Source organism: Streptomyces sp. NPDC026575, assembly GCF_055567415.1.
The window spans coordinates 51,730-69,010 of record NZ_JBVHQM010000004.1 but is presented as its reverse complement, the minus strand read 5'-3'; the positions used below and the strand labels follow the sequence as shown (position 1 = coordinate 69,010).

General features: G+C 73.1%; 15 protein-coding genes. 10 read left to right on the top strand and 5 right to left on the bottom strand.

All coding sequences use genetic code 11. From position 1 onward, the window contains the following. The first annotated feature begins 174 nt into the window (after window positions 1–174). The 4 genes from ACZ4NB_RS06510 (at window position 175) to ACZ4NB_RS06495 (ending at window position 3,326) form a co-directional block, all read left to right on the top strand. Window positions 175–378, top strand: coding sequence for a hypothetical protein (locus ACZ4NB_RS06510; RefSeq protein WP_467658738.1), 204 nt, complete (start codon window positions 175–177; stop codon window positions 376–378). 222 nt (window positions 379–600) lie between these two features. Further along, the gene (locus tag ACZ4NB_RS06505) at window positions 601–792 is read left to right on the top strand and encodes a hypothetical protein (protein WP_467658736.1); all 192 of its coding nucleotides are present in this window, start codon (window positions 601–603) and stop codon (window positions 790–792) included. Window positions 793–1,039: 247 nt separating this feature from the next. Next, a complete protein-coding gene (locus ACZ4NB_RS06500; RefSeq protein ID WP_467658734.1) occupies window positions 1,040–2,599 on the top strand; it encodes a class I adenylate-forming enzyme family protein in 1,560 nt (519 codons plus the stop codon). A 139-nt stretch (window positions 2,600–2,738) separates the two neighbouring features. After that, window positions 2,739–3,326, top strand: a complete 588-nt coding sequence (locus ACZ4NB_RS06495) for a TIGR03086 family metal-binding protein (protein WP_467658733.1) — start codon at window positions 2,739–2,741, stop codon at window positions 3,324–3,326. 54 nt (window positions 3,327–3,380) lie between these two features. Here ACZ4NB_RS06495 and ACZ4NB_RS06490 read toward each other — a convergent pair whose 3' ends face one another. Continuing rightward, entirely contained in the window at window positions 3,381–5,018 is a 1,638-nt protein-coding gene (locus ACZ4NB_RS06490; RefSeq protein WP_467658731.1) for a FadD3 family acyl-CoA ligase, read from the bottom strand. A 105-nt stretch (window positions 5,019–5,123) separates the two neighbouring features. On the opposite strand from ACZ4NB_RS06490, the gene ACZ4NB_RS06485 reads away from it, so the two are divergent. From ACZ4NB_RS06485 to ACZ4NB_RS06475, 3 genes are read left to right on the top strand one after another with little or no spacing between them, the layout of a single operon-like run. Continuing rightward, on the top strand, window positions 5,124–6,275 hold the full coding sequence (locus ACZ4NB_RS06485; protein ID WP_467658730.1) for a lipid-transfer protein: 1,152 nt from the start codon (window positions 5,124–5,126) through the stop codon (window positions 6,273–6,275). A 57-nt stretch (window positions 6,276–6,332) separates the two neighbouring features. Then, the gene (locus tag ACZ4NB_RS06480) at window positions 6,333–6,815 is read left to right on the top strand and encodes a Zn-ribbon domain-containing OB-fold protein (RefSeq protein WP_467658728.1); all 483 of its coding nucleotides are present in this window, start codon (window positions 6,333–6,335) and stop codon (window positions 6,813–6,815) included. Beyond that, window positions 6,812–7,573 carry an enoyl-CoA hydratase/isomerase family protein gene (locus ACZ4NB_RS06475; protein ID WP_467658726.1) on the top strand — a complete coding sequence of 254 codons (762 nt, stop codon included), beginning with the start codon at window positions 6,812–6,814 and terminating at the stop codon, window positions 7,571–7,573. Before ACZ4NB_RS06480 ends, ACZ4NB_RS06475 begins: the two co-directional genes overlap by 4 nt. Window positions 7,574–7,577: 4 nt before the next feature. Here ACZ4NB_RS06475 and ACZ4NB_RS06470 read toward each other — a convergent pair whose 3' ends face one another. Beyond that, the gene (locus tag ACZ4NB_RS06470) at window positions 7,578–8,132 is read right to left on the bottom strand and encodes a hypothetical protein (RefSeq protein ID WP_467658724.1); all 555 of its coding nucleotides are present in this window, start codon (window positions 8,130–8,132) and stop codon (window positions 7,578–7,580) included. 198 nt (window positions 8,133–8,330) lie between these two features. On the opposite strand from ACZ4NB_RS06470, the gene ACZ4NB_RS06465 reads away from it, so the two are divergent. Next, complete coding sequence (locus tag ACZ4NB_RS06465) at window positions 8,331–9,299, top strand: hypothetical protein (protein WP_467658722.1); 969 nt, start codon at window positions 8,331–8,333, stop codon at window positions 9,297–9,299. Window positions 9,300–9,433: 134 nt separating this feature from the next. Here the strand turns inward: ACZ4NB_RS06465 and afsK are convergent, their stop codons facing one another. After that, window positions 9,434–12,067 carry a protein serine/threonine kinase AfsK gene (gene afsK / locus ACZ4NB_RS06460; protein WP_467658720.1) on the bottom strand — a complete coding sequence of 878 codons (2,634 nt, stop codon included), beginning with the start codon at window positions 12,065–12,067 and terminating at the stop codon, window positions 9,434–9,436. Between the two features lie 892 nt (window positions 12,068–12,959). Here afsK and ACZ4NB_RS06455 point away from each other — a divergent pair. Beyond that, complete coding sequence (locus ACZ4NB_RS06455; protein ID WP_384430115.1) at window positions 12,960–13,607, top strand: TetR family transcriptional regulator; 648 nt, start codon at window positions 12,960–12,962, stop codon at window positions 13,605–13,607. Window positions 13,608–13,860: 253 nt separating this feature from the next. On the opposite strand, the gene ACZ4NB_RS06450 is transcribed toward ACZ4NB_RS06455, so the two are convergent. Both ACZ4NB_RS06450 and ACZ4NB_RS06445 read right to left on the bottom strand, forming a co-directional pair. Continuing rightward, on the bottom strand, window positions 13,861–14,331 hold the full coding sequence (locus ACZ4NB_RS06450) for a nitroreductase family deazaflavin-dependent oxidoreductase (RefSeq protein WP_467658718.1): 471 nt from the start codon (window positions 14,329–14,331) through the stop codon (window positions 13,861–13,863). After that, complete coding sequence (locus ACZ4NB_RS06445) at window positions 14,331–15,755, bottom strand: acyl-CoA dehydrogenase family protein (protein WP_467658716.1); 1,425 nt, start codon at window positions 15,753–15,755, stop codon at window positions 14,331–14,333. Before ACZ4NB_RS06445 ends, ACZ4NB_RS06450 begins: the two co-directional genes overlap by 1 nt. Window positions 15,756–15,973: 218 nt before the next feature. Here ACZ4NB_RS06445 and ACZ4NB_RS06440 point away from each other — a divergent pair, with 218 nt between their 5' ends. Next, the gene (locus ACZ4NB_RS06440) at window positions 15,974–17,212 is read left to right on the top strand and encodes a thiolase C-terminal domain-containing protein (protein WP_467658714.1); all 1,239 of its coding nucleotides are present in this window, start codon (window positions 15,974–15,976) and stop codon (window positions 17,210–17,212) included. The last annotated feature ends 69 nt before the right edge of the window (window positions 17,213–17,281 follow it).

The following is a 17,281-nucleotide window of genomic DNA, read 5'->3' as shown; positions in this document are numbered from 1 at the left end:
CATCGCGTCACGCCAATCTCTTCTTACCGACCCGCCGCCTCGGGGGGCAAGCGGTTCGGTGAGTTGGCCCCACCGTTATGGTGTTCGGCCCCGATACACCTGTCCGGCGACCCACGGGGGAGTCGCCGGCCGGGTGTGCCGGTAACAAGCGCCCAAACACTGGAGTTGATCAGCTTGGCCACCGAGAACACCCAGCAGCCGGACGAGCGGGACATCATCAAGCCGCTCGACCACCACCAGCCCATCCTCGGCCCCAACGGGCGCCGTATCGTCGGCAAGAAGGACCAGCCGGTGACGCCCGGGGAAGAGATCACGACGTTCGACCACCACCAGCCCATCGGCACGCCGCTCGGTGATGCCTTGGGCGAGCCCAAGTAAGAACCGCAACAGGTTCGGGGGATCGCAGGGGCCGTTTCGATGGCATGGAGGGGAAGCCATCGAAATCGGCCCCTGCGGCGTATCCGCACGGAAATTCGCCATCCGGCCGAGCCACGGCACTTTCCGGCCACGCGTTCGAACATACGCTCGTGCCGCGCCGGCCGCTCTCTACTCTCTACGCACAACACGCACCACCACGCCACCCGTCACGGAGGAACCGGCATGACCCGCACACGCAAGGCTGTTGTCCTCGCCGCACTCACCCTCGCCGCCGCGGCCGCGGCCGCCGCACCGGCGACGGCCGAGTCGCAGCACGCCCGGCCGGGCAAGATCTCCACCTTCGATCACCACGTGCCGATAGTCGGAAACCTCGGCACCTCCGACGACGTCGCGCCCAAGGCCCACCACTCCTGACCCACGGGGCACTTCGGCGCCACGCACCGCACAGCGAGCCGGCAGCGAGACCATGCGCAGGGCATGGCCCCGCTGCCGTCGCGTTTTCCACGCCGCTCTCCCCTCACCTCCCTTCGCGGCACCGCTTCGTTTCCGCCACCTCCCGACTCCTGACACTCCGTCAGTTTCGTTGTACAGTCGCGCCACCCACCCGGCGAGGCCACCAGGCCGGGCCCGTACCGTCCTGCTCGCGGTCAGGAGGCGCGCCGTGTTCGAACCCGCTCGTGTGCAGACGCTGTGGGAACTGGTCGAGTACCGGGCACGGGCCTCGCGCGGGGCGCCGATGTTCTTCGACGGCGACGGGCGGACCGTCACCTTCGACGGCGTACGCGACGAGGCGCTGCGGGTCGCGGCAGGGTTCCGGCAGCTGGGGATAGGGGCCGGGACCCGGGTGGCCTGGCAACTGCCGTCGCGGATCGAGACGGTGGTCGCCTCGCTGGCGCTGGCCCGGCTCGGCGCCGTGCAGACGCCCGTCATCCCGCTGCACCGCGAGCGCGAAGTGGGCTTCATCCTGGCGGAGTCGGCGGCGGAGTACGTCCTGGTGCCCGGCACCTGGCGCGGGTTCGACCACACCGCGATGGTGCGCGGGCTCGCCGGCGACGGGGTACGGGTGGTCTCGGTCGCGGGCGGGCTGCCGGTGGGCGATCCGGGCGGGCTGGGCCCGGCACCCTCGGCGAGCGGGGACGGCCGGACGACCTGGATCTACTACACGTCCGGCACCACCTCCGCGCCCAAGGGCGTCGAGCACACCGACGCCACACTGATCGCCGGTGGGGTGGGGCTGGCCACCGCGCTGGGGATGTCCGCACGGGACATCGGCTCGATCGCCTTCCCCTACGCGCATATCGCCGGCCCGGACTATGTCATCGCCATGCTGGTCAGCGGCTTTCCCGCGGTCATCCTCGACAGCTTCGAGCCGGGCCGGGCGGCGGCCGTCTACCGGCGGCGGGGCGTCACCATGGCCGGCGGCAGCACCGCCTTCTACCAGGCGTTCGCGGACGAATCGCGGCGCTATCGCAAGGAGCAGCCGACCGCCGGACGGCTGATCCCCTCACTGCGGCTGCTGTCCGGCGGCGGGGCGCCGATGCCGCCGGAGCTGTACGCGGCGGCCGGGCGGGAGCTGGAGTGCGCGATCGTGCACGGCTACGGGATGACCGAGTGCCCGATGATCGCGATGGGGACGCCGTACGACAGCGACGAGCAGCTGGCGCGGACGGTGGGCCGGCCGGTGACGGGGGCGCGGATACGCATCGCCCGGACGGACGGGAGCGAGGCCGCGACGGGCGAGACCGGCGAGGTGACGCTCAAGGGGCCGATGCTCCTGCGGCGCTACACCGACCCCGCGCTGACGGCCGAGGCCATCGACGCACAGGGCTACTTCCACACCGGTGACCTGGGGCTGCTGCGGCCCGACGGGCACCTGGTGCTCACTGGGCGGCTGAAGGACATCATCATCCGCAAGGGCGAGAACATCTCGGCGCAGGAGATCGAGGACCTGGTGCACACCCATCCGGCGGTGGCGCAGGCCGCGGTGATCGGGCTGCCGGACCGGGAGCGCGGCGAGCGGGTGTGCGCGGTGGTCACGCCCGCCGACCCGGCCGCCCCGCCGCTCACGCTCGGCGCGCTGACCGCGCATCTGCGGGCGGCCGGGCTGATGACGCAGAAGCTGCCGGAGCAGCTGGAGATCACCGAGGAGCTGCCGCGCGGCGGACCGCTGAACAAGGTCCTGAAGGCGGTGCTGCGGGAGCGGTATACGCAGTCGCAGTAGCCGGTGGCCCGCGCGAGGGTCTTCGGCGGTGTGGCGATGAGTTCCGCGCGGCCGCGGAGTCTTCACTGGCAGGGGCGGTGCCGGCAGGGGCGGCCCCGAACCGCAGTGCAGGCCCCCAGGGCGGAAGGAACCAGGGACGATGACCGAGATGATCGACTTCGGCGCGCAGACCCGGCTGGTGTCACGGATCGCGGCGCACACCGCCGAGGGGCAGCTCCAGGCGCCCACACCGTGCGAGGAGTACGCCGTACGCCACCTCCTGGGCCATCTCGTCGGGCTGGCCGCCGCCTTCCAGGACGTGGCGCGCAAGGAGCTGGGGCCGGCGACCGGCACCTCCCCCGACGCGCACCGGCCGGATGTCGGGCCCGACTGGCGCGCCGAACTGGACCGGAACCTCGTGGGTATGGCGGTGGCCTGGCGCTCCCCGGATGCCTGGCAGGGCGAGACCCAGGCGGGCGGGGTGCCCCTGCCGGGCGCCGTGGCGGGCCGGATCGCGCTCAACGAGCTGGTGGTGCACGGCTGGGACCTGGCGCGCGCCACCGGCCAGGACTACGCGCCCGACGCGGACAGCCTGGGCGTCTCCTACGGGCTGCTGTCGTCCTGGGCCGAGGGCGAGACGGGCCCCCTGTTCGGCGCCGTGGTCGCGGTGCCCGGGGACGCCCCGCTGCTGGACAAGGTGGTGGCGCTCAGCGGCCGCCGGCCGGACTGGGCGCCACCGGGGTCGTAGGGGGTGTCCTCCCACGTCAGGGCGGGCCCTGGCGGCCCCGGGGTCCCAGGTGGATCACGCGGGAGCGGGGCCCGGGGCGCCGTCGCGCAACCGGGTCTTGAGGACCTTGCCGCCGGCGTTGCGCGGGAGTTCGGCGACGAAGGCGACCTCCCGCGGGACCTTGTAGTTGGCCATCTCCCGGCGGGACCAGGCGATCAGGTCGTCGGCGGTGAGGGAGGAGCCGGCGCGGCGGACCGCGTATGCCTTGCCGACCTCGCCGAGGCGGGGGTCGGGTATGCCGATGACGGCGACATCGGCGATGTCCGGGTGGCGGCCGAGGAGTTGCTCTATCTCGGCGGGGTAGGCGTTGAAGCCGCCGACGATGAACATGTCCTTGATGCGGTCGGTGATCCGGAGGTTGCCGGCCGCGTCCAGGGTGCCCACGTCGCCGGTGCGCAGCCAGCCGTCGGGCGTGATCGCGCGGGCCGTGGCGGCCGGGTCCTCGAAGTAGCCGAACATCACGTGGTAGCCGCGGACCAGCACCTCGCCGGGGTCGCCGGGCGCCGTCGGGCGGCCCTCGGCGTCGACGACCCGGACCTCGGTGCCGGGCAGGGCGCGGCCCGAGGTCGCGGCGATGACGCCGGGCGGATCGCCGCGGCGGCACATCGTGACGATGCCCGAGCTCTCCGAAAGGCCGTACGCCGTCAGGACCGTGGCGATCCTCAGCTCGCCGCGCAGCCGCTCGACCAGCTCCAGGGGGACGACGGCGGCGCCGGTGACCACCAGGCGCAGCGCGGACAGGTCGTGCAGGGCGCGGTCGGGGTGGTCGAGGAGCTGCTGATGGAGGGTGGGCGGGCCGGGGAGCACCGAGATCCGCTCGGCGGCGATGTTGGCGAGCGCGGTCTGCACGCTGAAGACCGGCTGCGGGACCATCGTCGCGCCGCGCAGCAGGCAGGCGATGATCCCGGCCTTGTAGCCGAAGGTGTGGAAGAAGGGGTTGACGATCAGATAGCGGTCGCCCGCCTGGAGGCCGGCCAGTTCGCTCCAGACGTCGTAGGCGCGCAGGGTCTGGGCGTGGGTGATCACGGCGCCTTTGGGGTGCCCCGTCGTGCCGGAGGTGAAGACGATGTCCGAGGGGTCCTCGGGGCGCAGGGCGTCGGCCCGGTCGCGGACCGCCTCGGCGGGGACGGTGGCGCCGCCGGCGAGGAAGTCCCGCCAGGTGGCGAAGCCGGCCGGGGCGTCGCCGGAGAGCACCACGGCCGTGTGCAGGTGCGGCAGCCCGGGCAGCGGGCCTGGGCCGTCGCCCTCCTGGGCGGCGCGGCGGAGCGAGGCGACATAGGACGTGCCGAGGAAGGTGCCGGTGACGAAGAGCAGCTTGGCGCGGGTGCGGGCGAGGACATAGGCGGCCTCGGCGCCCTTGAAGCGGGTGTTGACGGGGACCAGGACGGCGCCGGCGGTCACCGCCCCGAGGGCGGAGACGATCCAGTCCAGGGTGTTGGGCGCCCATACGGCGACGCGGTCGCCGGATGCGACCCCGGAGGCGATGCAGGCGGCCGCGGCCCGTTCCACCCGCTTGCCCAGCTCGGCGTAGGAGATGCGGGTGCGGCCCTCGACGACGGCTTCCCGGGAGCCGTGGCGCCGGGCGGCCTCGCGCACCAGCCGGGGGATGGTGCCGTACGCCAGGTCCGCCCGCGCGTCCACGTCGTCGTGCATCGCACTGCCTCCCGCCAAAGAGCTGACGACCACTAGCTGACTGTCCGTCAGATTAGCGGTAGCCTCCTCCGCTGTCAGCACTGGCGACCGGCCACGGAGGTGGCGATGGCAGTGACCCTCAAGGACGCTACGGCGATAGCCGGCATCGGGCAGACCCCGTTCGCCAAGCGACTGCCCGAACCCGAGAAGACCCTGGCCTGCCGGGCGATCGTCGCGGCACTGGACGACGCCGGCATCGCCCCCTCGGAGGTGGACGCCTTCGCCTCCTACACGATGGAGGAGACCGACGAGGTCGAGATAGCCAAGGCCATCGGCGCCGGCGACGTCACCCACTTCTCCAAGGTCGGCTACGGCGGCGGGGGTTCCTGTGCGACGGTGGCCCATCTGGCCGCCGCCATCGCCACCGGCCAGGCGAGCGTCGGAGTGGCCTGGCGGTCCCGCAAACGCGGCTCGGGGCCGCGCCCCTGGAAGAACACCCAGGTCCAGCTGCCGACCCCGGGGCAGTGGACCCGCCCCTTCGGACTGCTGCGCCCCGCCGACGAGATCGGCATGCTGGCCCGCCGCTATATGCACGAATACGGCGCCACCCGCGACCACCTCTTCAACGTCGCGCTCGCCTGCCGCAACCGCGCCAACCAGAACCCGGCCGCGATCATGTACGACCGCCCGCTGACCCGCGAGATGTATATGACCGCCCGCTGGATCAGCGAGCCGCTCTGCCTCTTCGACAACTGCCTGGAGACGGACGGCGCGCTGGCCTGCGTCGTGGTCTCCGCCGAGCGCGCCCGGGACTGCCGCCGGCGGCCCGTCTACATCCACTCCGCCGCCCAGGGCCTGCCCGCCCAGCACCACGGCATGGTCAACTACTGGAACGACGACCCGCTCACCGGCCCCGCCTGGACCGCCGCCCGGCACCTGTGGAAGGGCGCCGACCTCGGACCGCAGGACGTCGACGTGGCGCAGATCTATGACGCGTTCACCCCCCTGATCCCCCTCTCCCTGGAGGGCTACGGCTTCTGCGGGCGCGGCGAGGGAGCGGCCTTCACCGAGGGCGGCGCGCTGGAGATCGGCGGCCGGCTCCCCCTCAACACCGGCGGCGGCGGCCTCTCCGAGGCGTATGTACACGGTTTCAACCTGATCACCGAGGGCGTCAAGCAGCTGCGCGGCACCAGCACGGCGCAGGTCCCCGACGCCGCCACCTGCCTGGTCACCGCGGGCGAGGGCGTGCCCACCTCGGCCCTGCTGCTGAGGAGTTGAGAGGCGATGAGTGCATCCGAGCCCGCTCGTAGGCCCATTGAGTCCGCTCGTAGGTCCATGGCACCCAGCGTGGCACCCGCCACTGACAACGGGCCCGGCGACGGCTCCGACCTGCTGCTTCCCGTCCCCGACGCGGACGGCGCCCCGTTCTGGGAGTACGCCGCCAAGGGCGAACTGCGCGTCCAGACCTGCTCCGACTGCGACGAACCGCGCTTCCCGCCCCGGCCCTGCTGCCCGCACTGCCAGTCCTTCGCCGCCCACTGGCAGCGGATGACCGGCCGCGGCCGCATCTGGTCCTACGTGCTGCCGCATCCACCGCTGCTGCCCGCCTACGCCACGCTCCCGGGCTACAACGCGATCATCGTGGAGCTGGCCGAGGCCCCCCGCATCCGCCTCGCCGGCAACCTCGTCGCCGCCGCCGACGCCCCCCTCAACTCCGTCGCCCCGTCGCGGCTGCGCATCGGCGCCCCGGTGAAGGCCGTCTTCCACGCCATGCCCGGCGGCGTGACCGTACCCCGCTGGATCCTGGAGCGGCCGTGACGGTGGGCATCGAGATCACCGACGGCGTCGCGCTGGTCACCCTCGACCGGCCCGAGCGGCACAACGCGATCGACCTCGACACCGCCGGGGAACTCGCCGCCGCCTGGCAGGCGTTCCGCTTCGACGACTCCGTACGGGCGGCGGTGGTCACCGGCGCCGGCGGCCGGGCCTTCTGCACCGGTATCGACCGCTCGGTAGACGTCCCCCAGCCGCCCTCCCCCTACTCCGTCGACGACCCGCTGCTGGGCATCGGCCCGAAGGCCAACGACCTGTGGAAGCCGGTCATCGCCGCGGTCGACGGAATGGCCTGCGGCGGCGCCTTCTACCTCCTGGGCGAGGCCGAGTTCATCATCGCCTCCGAGAGCGCCACCTTCTTCGACCCGCACACCACCTACGGGATGGTCAGCGCCTACGAGTCCATCTACATGGCGCAGCGGATGCCCCTGGGCGAGATCGCCCGGCTGTCGCTGATGGGCACGGCCGAGCGGCTGGGCGCCGCGCGCGCCCACGAGATCGGCCTGGTCTCCGAGCTGACCGCACCGGGCGCCGCGGCCGAGGTGGCGCTGCGCCGCGCGGCCGCCGTCGCCGCGCAGCCGACCGGGGCCGTCCAGGGCACCGTACGCGCCCTCTGGGCGGCCAAGGAGGCGGCCAGAGCGCAGGCCCTGGCGCAGGCCCCCCAGCTGATCGCGCTGGGCAGTCTGCCCCCGGACCGTCAGGCGGAGCTGTTCGCCGCCCGGAAGCGGGACCCGGCCCCCTGACCCGTCACATCCGGGTCTTCTGCGCCCGGGTGATCTGGCAGGTGTACCAGAACTGCCCGATGGAGGACTGGTTGACCGTGTACTTGGCGGTGTAGGTCTCGGTGTCGCCGGGGCCCACGATGATCGACCGCTCGTGCAGCCCGTACGCCTTGCCGTCGGCCGGCCTGGCCTTCATCCAGTTGACGGCCATGTCGTAGGAGAAGCTGTCGGTGGACGACGGGTTGGTGATGGAGACCGTGTACGTGAACTGGCGCAGCGAGTTCGAGAAGTCGCAGTTGCTGCCACTGACGTCCGAGCGCCCGTCGGGGTCGAAGGTCTCCTGGGTCGGCGAGGGCGAGTAGGTGTCCGACGGGTATCCCGTAGGGGTCGAGCCGTACGGGTCGTAGCTGCTGGAGGACGACGGGCTCGGGAAGTTCGTCGGCACATGGACCCGTGGCCTGCTGATGCAGCCGCTGACCGTGGCGGCCGTGACCAGCACCAGTCCGCCCGCGACCGCCGCCCTGACACCCCTGCGGGCACCACCGCGGCTGCCCATGTCCGTGCGTGTGCGCTGCTTCATCCGAACCGTCCCCCGTGGAAACCTCTGAGCCCCGCCACCCCATGGATTGACGCGTGCACGGCACCCTAGCAAGAGCCGGTGACAGCGCCCACAGGCCCCTGTGACGCGGGTGGCCGTACTTGTCTAGCGGGTGAAGACGGGCAGGCGTAGCGTCGGTCACGGAGGACGAACGGGACAATTCGAAGCGAGGCGACGCCTGTGGTGCGCAACGTTCTCGGGTCCCTGATCGCCCTCGTCGGAGCGACGGCCGCCGTCTGGAGCCCCTTCCGTCCCTGGTACGACGGCCGTCACGGCAGAGACATCCGGATCGAGGACCTCTTCGACGGCATCACCCTCCACAGCGCCCCGCTCTTCGGCTCCGTCCTGCTGCCCATGGCCTTCGCCGCCCTGCTGACCCTGATCGGTGTCGCACTGCGCGCCCGGCTGCTGGTCGCCCTCGCGGGCCTGGTCGTCCTCGGCTTCACGATCCTGTGGATGGTCCGCCAGGGGCAGGCCGCGAACGAGCTGACCGCCGGGGCCCGCGGGCTGGGCGTGGGCGTGGCCAACGCCCTGGGCGGCGGTGCGCTGATCCTGCTCGGCGCCCTGATCATGCGGGGCCGCGAACGCGTCGGGTACGGCCGCGGAGCCGACCGACGGTACGACGAGCGGCGCTACGACGACGGCTACTACCGCTACGACGACCGGCAGTACGACGACGGGTACTACGGGGGTTACGGACCCGACGCCCCCTACGACAGGCGCAGGCCGGCTCCACCGGCCGCCTACCCCCCGGGGACGCCCGAACCGTGGGACGCGGGCCGCCCGGGCGCGGAGGAGTGGGACCCGGAGCCGTACGTCGCGGGACCGGCCGGACCACCTGCGGGCGGCGACGGCGCCCCGTCCCGCGAGCAGGGCGACACCCCGACCGCCCCTCTGCCGGTCACCGAGCCGCCCCCGACCGAACGGCAACGGCGGCCCTTCTCTCCGCGCCCCCGGCAGCAACGGCCCCAGGAACAGCCCCGGCAACAGCCCCAGGAGCCACCGCCGACCATGTCGTCCCGCCGACTGCCTCCCACGCCCCCGGTGGAATGGGGCAAGGAGCACCGCCGCCCGCAGCCCCAACAGCCGCAGCAGCCCCGGGAACCAGAGCGCGATCAGCCTCAACCGCCCCCGGAGGAGCGGGAGTAGGGGGCGGGAAGACGGGGTGGGGGGTGGGGCGGCGGGCCCCTAGGGCGGGGGCGAACACATCCCGTAGGGGACGCGAACGCCCCCTGCGGGGCCACAACGAAGCGAAGCCGGGGCGGTATTCCCCGGTCGCACGGCTACGCCCGTCGCGCCAGCCCCGTCCCCTTGGCCGCGTCCAGCGCGTACACGCAGCGGTCCTTGCTGCAGGCGTAGACGACCCCGCCGACGGCCACCGGCGAGCCGGTGATCTCACCGCCGGTCTCCAGCTTCCAGCGCAGCTGGCCACCCATCGCATCGAGCGTGTACAGACAGTGGTCGGCCGAGCCGAAGTGCACCCGGCCCTCGGCGACGACCGGTGCGCCGACGACCTCCGCGCCGGCCTGGAAGCGCCAGCGCGGCGTGCCGGTCACCGCGTCCAGGGTGTAGAGCGCCTTGCCGCTGCCCAGGTGGACCGCGCCATGGGCGACCAGCACCGGTTCGGTGGACTGCCGGGCTTCGGTGGCGATCCGCCAGCGGTCGCGGCCGTCCGCCGGGTCCAGCGCGTAGACCGTGCCCAGATAGTCCGCCAGATAGACCCCGCCGCCGGTGACGGCCGGTCCGGGCGCGAAGGCCGGCGGGCCCAGGAACACCGCGGGCGCCTCGAAGTGCCAGCGCACATCGCCACGCGCGATGTCGATCGCCAGCACCCGGGTCCCGGCCACCACGTAGACCGTTCCATCCGACGCGGGCAGCAGCCGCATCGGCACCCCGCCGCAGGCCGCCGCGTCGCCCACCGGGTACGACCAGCGCTCGGCGCCGGTCCGCGCCTCCAGCGCCTTCAGCCGCGCGTCGGCCCACACGAACACCGTGCCCTCGTGCACCACGGGCCCGGCCTCGGCGGTCTCGAAGTCGGTCTGGACGCCGCCGATCTCCCACAGCAACTCGCCGTTGCCGGCCTCCCACGCCTGGACCCCGCCACCACGGGTGCTGGTGACGACGGTCCCGCGGTCGACCTTGAGGGCGTAGACCCAGCCCTCGGTGTTCAGGCGCCAGCGCTCGGTGCCGTCGACGGCGTCCAGCGCGTACAGGCTCGGACCGTCCGAGGCGTGGATCCGCCCGTCCGCGACCGACATCGCCCAGGCGACGTCGCGGGTCTTGAACTTGCGGCGCCCGCTCGCCACGTCGAGGGCGTGCACCTCGAAGGACGTGACATAGAGCAGATCGCCGTCCACGGCGGGGGTGCCCCACACATCGTTCGACATACGGAAGCGCCAGGGGCGCCAGCGGCCCGGCTCGGCGGACGGCGCCTCGGGCGGGGCGGCGGGCTGCGCCGCGGCCCCCTCGGCCACCGGGGCACCGGCGGGCGCCGCGCCCTGCTGCGCACCGGCCGCCGGGCCGCCACCGGGAGGCCGTACCCAGTTCGTCGCGGCACCGGCCTGCCCGCGCGGCTGCGGCTCGCGGGCGTCGGCGCGCGGCCCCGGCCCTATCGGGGCGGGCGAGCCGCCGAGGTGTACGGGACCGGCGGCACCCTCGGCGGGCGGCACGGTGGCAGGAGGCGCGGTGACGGGCGGCGCGGTGGCGGGCGGGGCCGCGGAGACCGGGGTCATCCGGGCCGTCGAGATGTCCGGGCCGACCGATGCGGGCTGCGGCATCGGGCCGGGGTTGCCCCTCGGGTCGCCGCCGCGGGGGCCCACACCGGGACCGGCGCCGATCCGTCCGGGCCAGCCGGACTCCGCAGCGGCCCCCGCAGGGGCGCTCGCGGGCCGCGGAGGCGCCTGTACGGGCCGGGGCGCGGGCATCGGGGGCGACGGCGGCGGCGCGGGCGCAGGACGGCCGACAGCGCGCCCGGAGCCCGCCCGCTGGGTGTCCTTCGGCACGGCGGAGCGCCCGCCGCCGCGCCGGCCCTCGATGAGCGCCACCGCACCGGGCGGCAGCCAGGCCGAGGCCGTACCGCTGTCGTCGCTGCCGGAGCCGAAGAGGTGCGGGGCGAGCTGGGACTGCAGATCGGCGGGGGACGGGCGGTGGCCGGCCTCCATCTGCATACAGGACTCCAGGAGCGGACGCAGTTCGTCCGGCAGCCCGGTCAGGTCGGGGCCCTCCCGCAGCAGCATGAAGACGGTCTCGACGGGGTTGGCGCCGTGGAAGGGGGCGTGCCCGGTGGCCGCGAAGACCAGGGTGGAGCCGAGGGAGAAGACATCGCTCGCGCCCGTGACGCTGCGCGAGTCCCTGGCCTGCTCGGGCGACATGTAGGCGGGCGTGCCGACGGCCACGTTGGTCATGGTCAGCCGGGTGTTGGACACCCCGGAGGCGATACCGAAGTCGATCACCCGGGGGCCGTCCTCGACGACCAGTACGTTCGACGGCTTCAGGTCGCGGTGGACCAGACCCGCGCCGTGGATGGACTGCAGCGCCTCGGCGATCCCGGCGGCCAGCCAGCGCACCGCCTGGGCCGGCAGCGGCCCGCACTCATTGACTATTTCCTCAAGGGAGGGCGCGGGGACGTACGCCGTCGCCAGCCACGGCACCGCGGCGCGCGGATCGGCGTCGACGACCGCCGCGGTGTAGAAGCCGCTGACCGCGCGGGCCGCCTCGACCTCGCGTGTGAAGCGGACCCGGAACAGCTGGTCCTCGGCGAGCTCGGTACGCACCGTCTTGATCGCCACGCGCCGGCCGGACGCCGAGCGCGCCAGATAGACCAGTCCCATGCCGCCGGCCCCGAGACGGCCGAGCACCTCGAACGGCCCGATCCGCCGGGGATCGTGCTGCGTCAGCTGCTTCAGCTGCTCCACCACTTGCCTGCCACCTCCCCGTGGGGCGTAAAAAAAGAGACTCTCAAAAGCCACGAGCCGCCGAGAGCCACTGCCCCGATGCAGCGTCTCACCGCCTGGCCGAAACGACCGTCCGCGTGCTGATTCTTCCTGGCCGAGCCGACGGTTGCGAACCCGGGGCCTGTCCGCCGTGTCATGGCATACCCCCCGCGACCCGCAACAGGCCCGTTACCCGACGTAACCCAACCTGGCCTGACGTGCTCCGATACGTCCGTCGACGGGTGGTCACCCAGGGGTTACCGATGAGTTGCGGCTTCCCCCCGGGCGCGACACCGCCCGATATACGGACGTTCACCGCTCCGTTTCGACGGCCACCGACCCTGCCCGGCGCCGCCACCCCCTCGTCGCCCCCGTCATCCTCCCCTGTCCGACGCCTCAATTCTGCGCCGTCGACGGCCACTTCGATGCCAGGACGCCCCGCGCGGCGTGCGATCGCCGTCCGCGCAGGCGCTATCGCCGGCCGCCGTGGTGGCCATATGTCCAAGCTAGCGCTGGTTCGCGCCGCGCGCCCACCGAGTAATCAAACACAATCAATCGAACGCGAACTCGATTCCGGTGGATACTGGTCGATTCCGCGCGAGAAAGCGGAAGCGATACGCGATATACGCATCGAGCGCCCAACTGGCGTCCGCGATTGCCTATTTCATGTACAGACAGTGACCGCTTATCCACCAAAGTTGTCCACAGCCTGTTGATAAGGCCATTCACCGCTTCGGATCAAGCCTCCGCACCCAATCCACCGCCCCCGGCAGGCCCGCCACCAGCGCACTCACGCGGAAGCGCGCACCCCGAACTCCCCATCCCCATTTGCAGGCAGTCAAATCGCGCTCCGATCACCCCTCGGTAAGCTGACGGCATGACAGGACAAGTTCGAACCGTCGACGGCAGAGTTGCTGGCCGCCGCGGACAGGCGACGCGGCAAAAGCTTCTCGACTGCCTCAGTGAAATGCTCAGTTCGTCCCCCTACCGGGACGTCAAGGTCATCGATGTGGCCCGAAAAGCGGGGACTTCTCCCGCTACGTTCTATCAGTACTTCCCGGACGTCGAAGGAGCCGTCCTCGAAATCGCCGAGGAGATGGCCAAGGAAGGCGCCACTCTGACCGATCTTGTCGCCGAACGCTCCTGGGTGGGCAAGTCCGGCTGGCAGGCGGCAGAGGACCTGGTCGAGGGTTTCCTCTCCTTCTGGCGCAAGCACGACGCGATTCTCCGCGTCGTCGACCTGGGTGCGGCCGAGGGCGACAAGCGGTTCTACAAGATCCGCATGAAGATCCTCAACGCCGTCACCAACTCGCTCACGGACTCCATCCAGGAGCTCCAGAGCAAGAACAAGGTCGACAAGGACGTGAGCGCGGCGGCCATGGCCGGCTCCATCGTCGCGATGCTGGCGGCGGTCGCCGGACACCAGAAGGGCTTCCAGAGCTGGGGCGTCAAGCAGGCCGAGCTCAAGCCGAATCTGGCGCTGCTGGTGCACTTCGGCATCACGGGCAAGAAGCCCACCAAATGAAGCGGACCATATGAAGCGGACTTCCTAGCGGAACCACCACCAGGCAACCGCACCGGCTACCAAGGGAGCGGCCAGGCAACAGCCGCGCCTCCAAGTCCCGGTGTACCCAAGCCGGTTCGCCGTCGGCCCGTATCGGTCCGGTCTTCGTCCTGCCATAGCCGTACCGCGCACACAGCGGGTGCCACCCGTCCCCTCAAGGGGTACGCCAGGCACCCGCTGCGCGTACGTGGGGGCCGTCCGCGTACGGGGGGGCTCAGCGCCGCTCCAGCCGGAACAGCCGGATCTCCCGCTCCACCCGCGCCTGGTACGCGGCGTACGGCGGCCAGAAATCGAGCGCCGCCCGCCAGGCCCGCGCCCGCTCCTCGCCGGAGAGCAACCGGGCCCGTACGGGAACGTCCTCGCCCCGCCAACTGACCTCCGCCTCCGGATTCTTCAGCAGGTTCCCGGTCCAGGCCGGATGGCCCGGCCGCCCGAAATTGCTGCCGATCAGCAGCCACCCGCCGTCCTCCTGCGGCAGGCAGGCCAGCGGCGTACGCCGCGGCCGCCCGCTCCTGGCGCCGGTCGCGGTCAAGATCAACCCGGGCAGCATCCGGGCGCTGAGCAGCACCTTTCCGCGGGTCAGCCGGTGCACCGCGCGGTCCAGCGCCGGGATGAAGTGCGGTGCGAGCCGGGCGAACGCACGGGTCGACGAGACCCTCTGCACCAGCCGCTCACCTGGTGGCATCACGCGTCCACCGCCTCTCGGGCACGGTCCGTCGCCGGCGCACCGACCAGCCGTGCGGCCCCGGCCGGGCCGCCGTCCACCGCGCCCGCCCCGCCGGGGAACAGCCCCGCCTCCTCCGCGGCCCGGGCGCGCAGCCGGTGCACGGGCCCCAGCAGCAGCTCGTCGCAGGCCGCGCGCTTGAAGTACAGATGCGCCTCGTGCTCCCAGGTGAAGCCGATGCCGCCGTGCAGCTGCACCGCCTCGGCCGCCACCGCCCGCAGCGCCTCCAGCGCCTGCGCGAGGGCCAGCGCGGCCACCCCGGGCTCGGCCCCCCGCGGACCGTACGGGGCCGCGGTGTGCTCCCCGGAGCGCCCCGCCGACCACGCCGCGTAGTACACCGCCGAGCGCGCCGCCTGGAGCGTCACGTACAGGTCGGCGAGCCGGTGCTGGACCGCCTGGAAGGAGCCGATGGGCCGGCCGAACTGCTCGCGCTCGCGGACGTAGGCGACGGTCCGGGCCAGCGCCGTGTCGGCCGCCCCGACCGCCTCGGCGGCCAGCGCCGCGGCGGCCAGCGCACCGGTCGCGGCGAGCGCCCGCGCGACCGCCGCCCCGTCACCGCCCCCCTCGTCCTCCCCCGCTCCCCCGCCCAGCAACTCGGCCGGGACATCGCGCAGTTCGAGCCGCGCCTGGGGCCGGGTCTCGTCCAGCACGGTCTGCCGGGTCCGCAGCAGCCCCCGGAGGCCGGCCGGCCCCTCGCCGCGTACCCGGGTCTCTGCCCGTACGGCGGGGTCCGCAGGTCCGACGGCGTCCGCCCGTACGAGGAAGAGCAGGGTGCGGCTGCGCGCGAAGCCGCCGGTGTGCGCGGCCACCACCAGCACCTCCGCGGTGTGCCCGTTCAGCACCTGCCCGGCCTCCCCGTACAGCCGCCAGCCGCCGCCCTCCGGCCCGGACGCCGCGCCCTCCGGTGCCACGCGTCGTGCCTGGATGCCGCCGGCCCGGCCGCCGCCCGCCCAGTCGCCGTCGTTGGCCCCGGTCAGGGCCAGTGCGGTGGCCAGCCGTCCGCCCGGTACGGCCAGTGTCCCGGTCAGCTCCCCGGTCGCCAGAGGGGGCAGCAGCTCGGCGCGCTGCCGTTCGCTGCCCAGCGCGAGGATCAGCGGGGCGGCCAGCGCCGCGGTGGCGATCAGCGGCGAGGGGAGTACGGCACGGCCGGTCTCCTCGCAGGCCAGGGCGAGTTCGGTGGGCCCGCAGCCCACCCCCGCGTACGCGGGGGGCAGCGCCAGCCCGGGGAGCCCCAGTTGAGCGGCGAGCCGGCGCCACAGCTCCTCGTCGTAGCCCGGCGGGGTGCGTACCGCCGCCTTGACCTCGTCCGGGCCGCAGCGCTTGTGCAGCAGCTCGCGCAGCGTGCGGCGGATCTCGTGCTGCTCCTCGGTGAACGCGGCATCCATCGGCGGGCTCCTCCCGGCCGTGCGACAACGCCCGTCCGGTCCGAACGGGCCCCGGCATCCGATCTGACGGGGCGTCATAGTAGGGACGGGGGGTGCACTTTCCTAGGGCCTGTCCGATGGGTCGGGCCCGGCCAGGACCCATCGGACAGGCCCTAGGGGGTTACCGCGCTCACCCCGCACCCTGCCCGCCCGCGGATATCTGATGTACCGTCAGATTCATGCCCTCAGCGCCGTCAGTGCCGCCAGTGCCGTCAGCCGCTTCAGGTCCGTCGACGACTCCCCGGACCCCGTCGGGGCGCCGCAAGGTCGCCATCGCCGGGGTGGCCCTCTCCGACTGCGGCCGCGTGGACGAGGCCACCCCGTACGCCCTGCACGCGCAGGCCGCCCGCCGGGCGCTCGCCGACAGCGGACTGGACCGGTCGGTGATCGACGGCTTCGCCTCGGCCGGGCTGGGCACCCTCGCCCCCGTCGAGGTCGCCGAGTATCTGGGACTGCGCCCCACCTGGGTCGACTCGACCTCGGTCGGCGGCGCCACCTGGGAGGTGCTGGCCGCGCACGCCGCCGACGCGATCGCCGCCGGCCAGGCACGCGCCGTACTCCTCGTCTACGGCTCCACCGCCCGCGCCGACATCAAGGCCCGCCGCCGCACCGCGAACCTCTCCTTCGGCGCCCGCGGCCCGCTCCAGTTCGAGGTCCCCTACGGGCACACCCTGATCGCCAAGTACGCCATGGCCGCCCGCCGCCATATGCACCAATACGGCACCACGCTGGAGCAGTTGGCCCAGATCGCGGTCCAGGCGCGCGCCAACGCGGCGGCCAATCCGGACGCCCTGTACCGCGACCCGATCACCGTCGACGACGTCCTTGCCGGCCCGATGATCGCCGACCCGTTCACCAAGCTGCACTGCTGCATCCGCTCCGACGGCGGCTGCGCGGTCCTGCTGGTCGCCGAGGACTATGTGCCCGACCTCGCCAAGCCCCCGGTATGGGTGCTCGGTTCCGGCACCGCGGTCTCCCACACCACCATGTCCGAGTGGGACGACTTCACGGTCTCGCCCGCGGCGGTCTCCGGCCGCCTCGCCTTCGCCCGCGCCGGTGTCCGCCCCGCCGAGATCGACCTCGCGCAGATCTACGACGCCTTCACCTATATGACCCTGGTGACGCTGGAGGACCTGGGCTTCTGCGCCAAGGGCGAGGGCGGCGCGTTCGTCGAGAAGGGGCGGCTGCTGCGGGACGGCGAGCTGCCGGTCAACACCGACGGCGGCGGCCTGGCGGCCTGCCACCCCGGCATGCGCGGCCTGTTCCTGCTGGTCGAGGCGGTACGCCAGCTCCGCGGCGAGGCCGGGCCGGAGCGCCAGGTCCACCGCGCCGACGGCGGACCGCCGCAGCTCGCGGTCGCCTCGGGAACGGGCGGCTGGTTCTGCTCGTCGGGGACGGTGGTGCTGGGGCGGGGCTGACGAGGGGCGGGAGGGCGAGCGGCGGCCCCGGGCCCGGGGTGTGAGCCCGGGCCCGGGACCGCCCCCTGT

Excerpts from the sequence above, each read along its gene's own strand:
- ACZ4NB_RS06505 (WP_467658736.1), top strand. The coding sequence starts at position 601 with ATGACCCGCACACGCAAGGCTGTTGTCCTCGCCGCACTCACCCTCGCC.
- ACZ4NB_RS06495 (WP_467658733.1), top strand. The coding sequence starts at position 2,739 with ATGACCGAGATGATCGACTTCGGCGCGCAGACCCGGCTGGTGTCACGG.
- ACZ4NB_RS06490 (WP_467658731.1), bottom strand. The coding sequence starts at position 5,018 with ATGCACGACGACGTGGACGCGCGGGCGGACCTGGCGTACGGCACCATC.
- ACZ4NB_RS06485 (WP_467658730.1), top strand. The coding sequence starts at position 5,124 with ATGGCAGTGACCCTCAAGGACGCTACGGCGATAGCCGGCATCGGGCAG.
- ACZ4NB_RS06480 (WP_467658728.1), top strand. The coding sequence starts at position 6,333 with ATGGCACCCAGCGTGGCACCCGCCACTGACAACGGGCCCGGCGACGGC.
- ACZ4NB_RS06470 (WP_467658724.1), bottom strand. The coding sequence starts at position 8,132 with ATGAAGCAGCGCACACGCACGGACATGGGCAGCCGCGGTGGTGCCCGC.
- ACZ4NB_RS06455 (WP_384430115.1), top strand. The coding sequence starts at position 12,960 with ATGACAGGACAAGTTCGAACCGTCGACGGCAGAGTTGCTGGCCGCCGC.
- ACZ4NB_RS06450 (WP_467658718.1), bottom strand. The coding sequence starts at position 14,331 with ATGCCACCAGGTGAGCGGCTGGTGCAGAGGGTCTCGTCGACCCGTGCG.
- ACZ4NB_RS06445 (WP_467658716.1), bottom strand. The coding sequence starts at position 15,755 with ATGGATGCCGCGTTCACCGAGGAGCAGCACGAGATCCGCCGCACGCTG.
- ACZ4NB_RS06440 (WP_467658714.1), top strand. The coding sequence starts at position 15,974 with ATGCCCTCAGCGCCGTCAGTGCCGCCAGTGCCGTCAGCCGCTTCAGGT.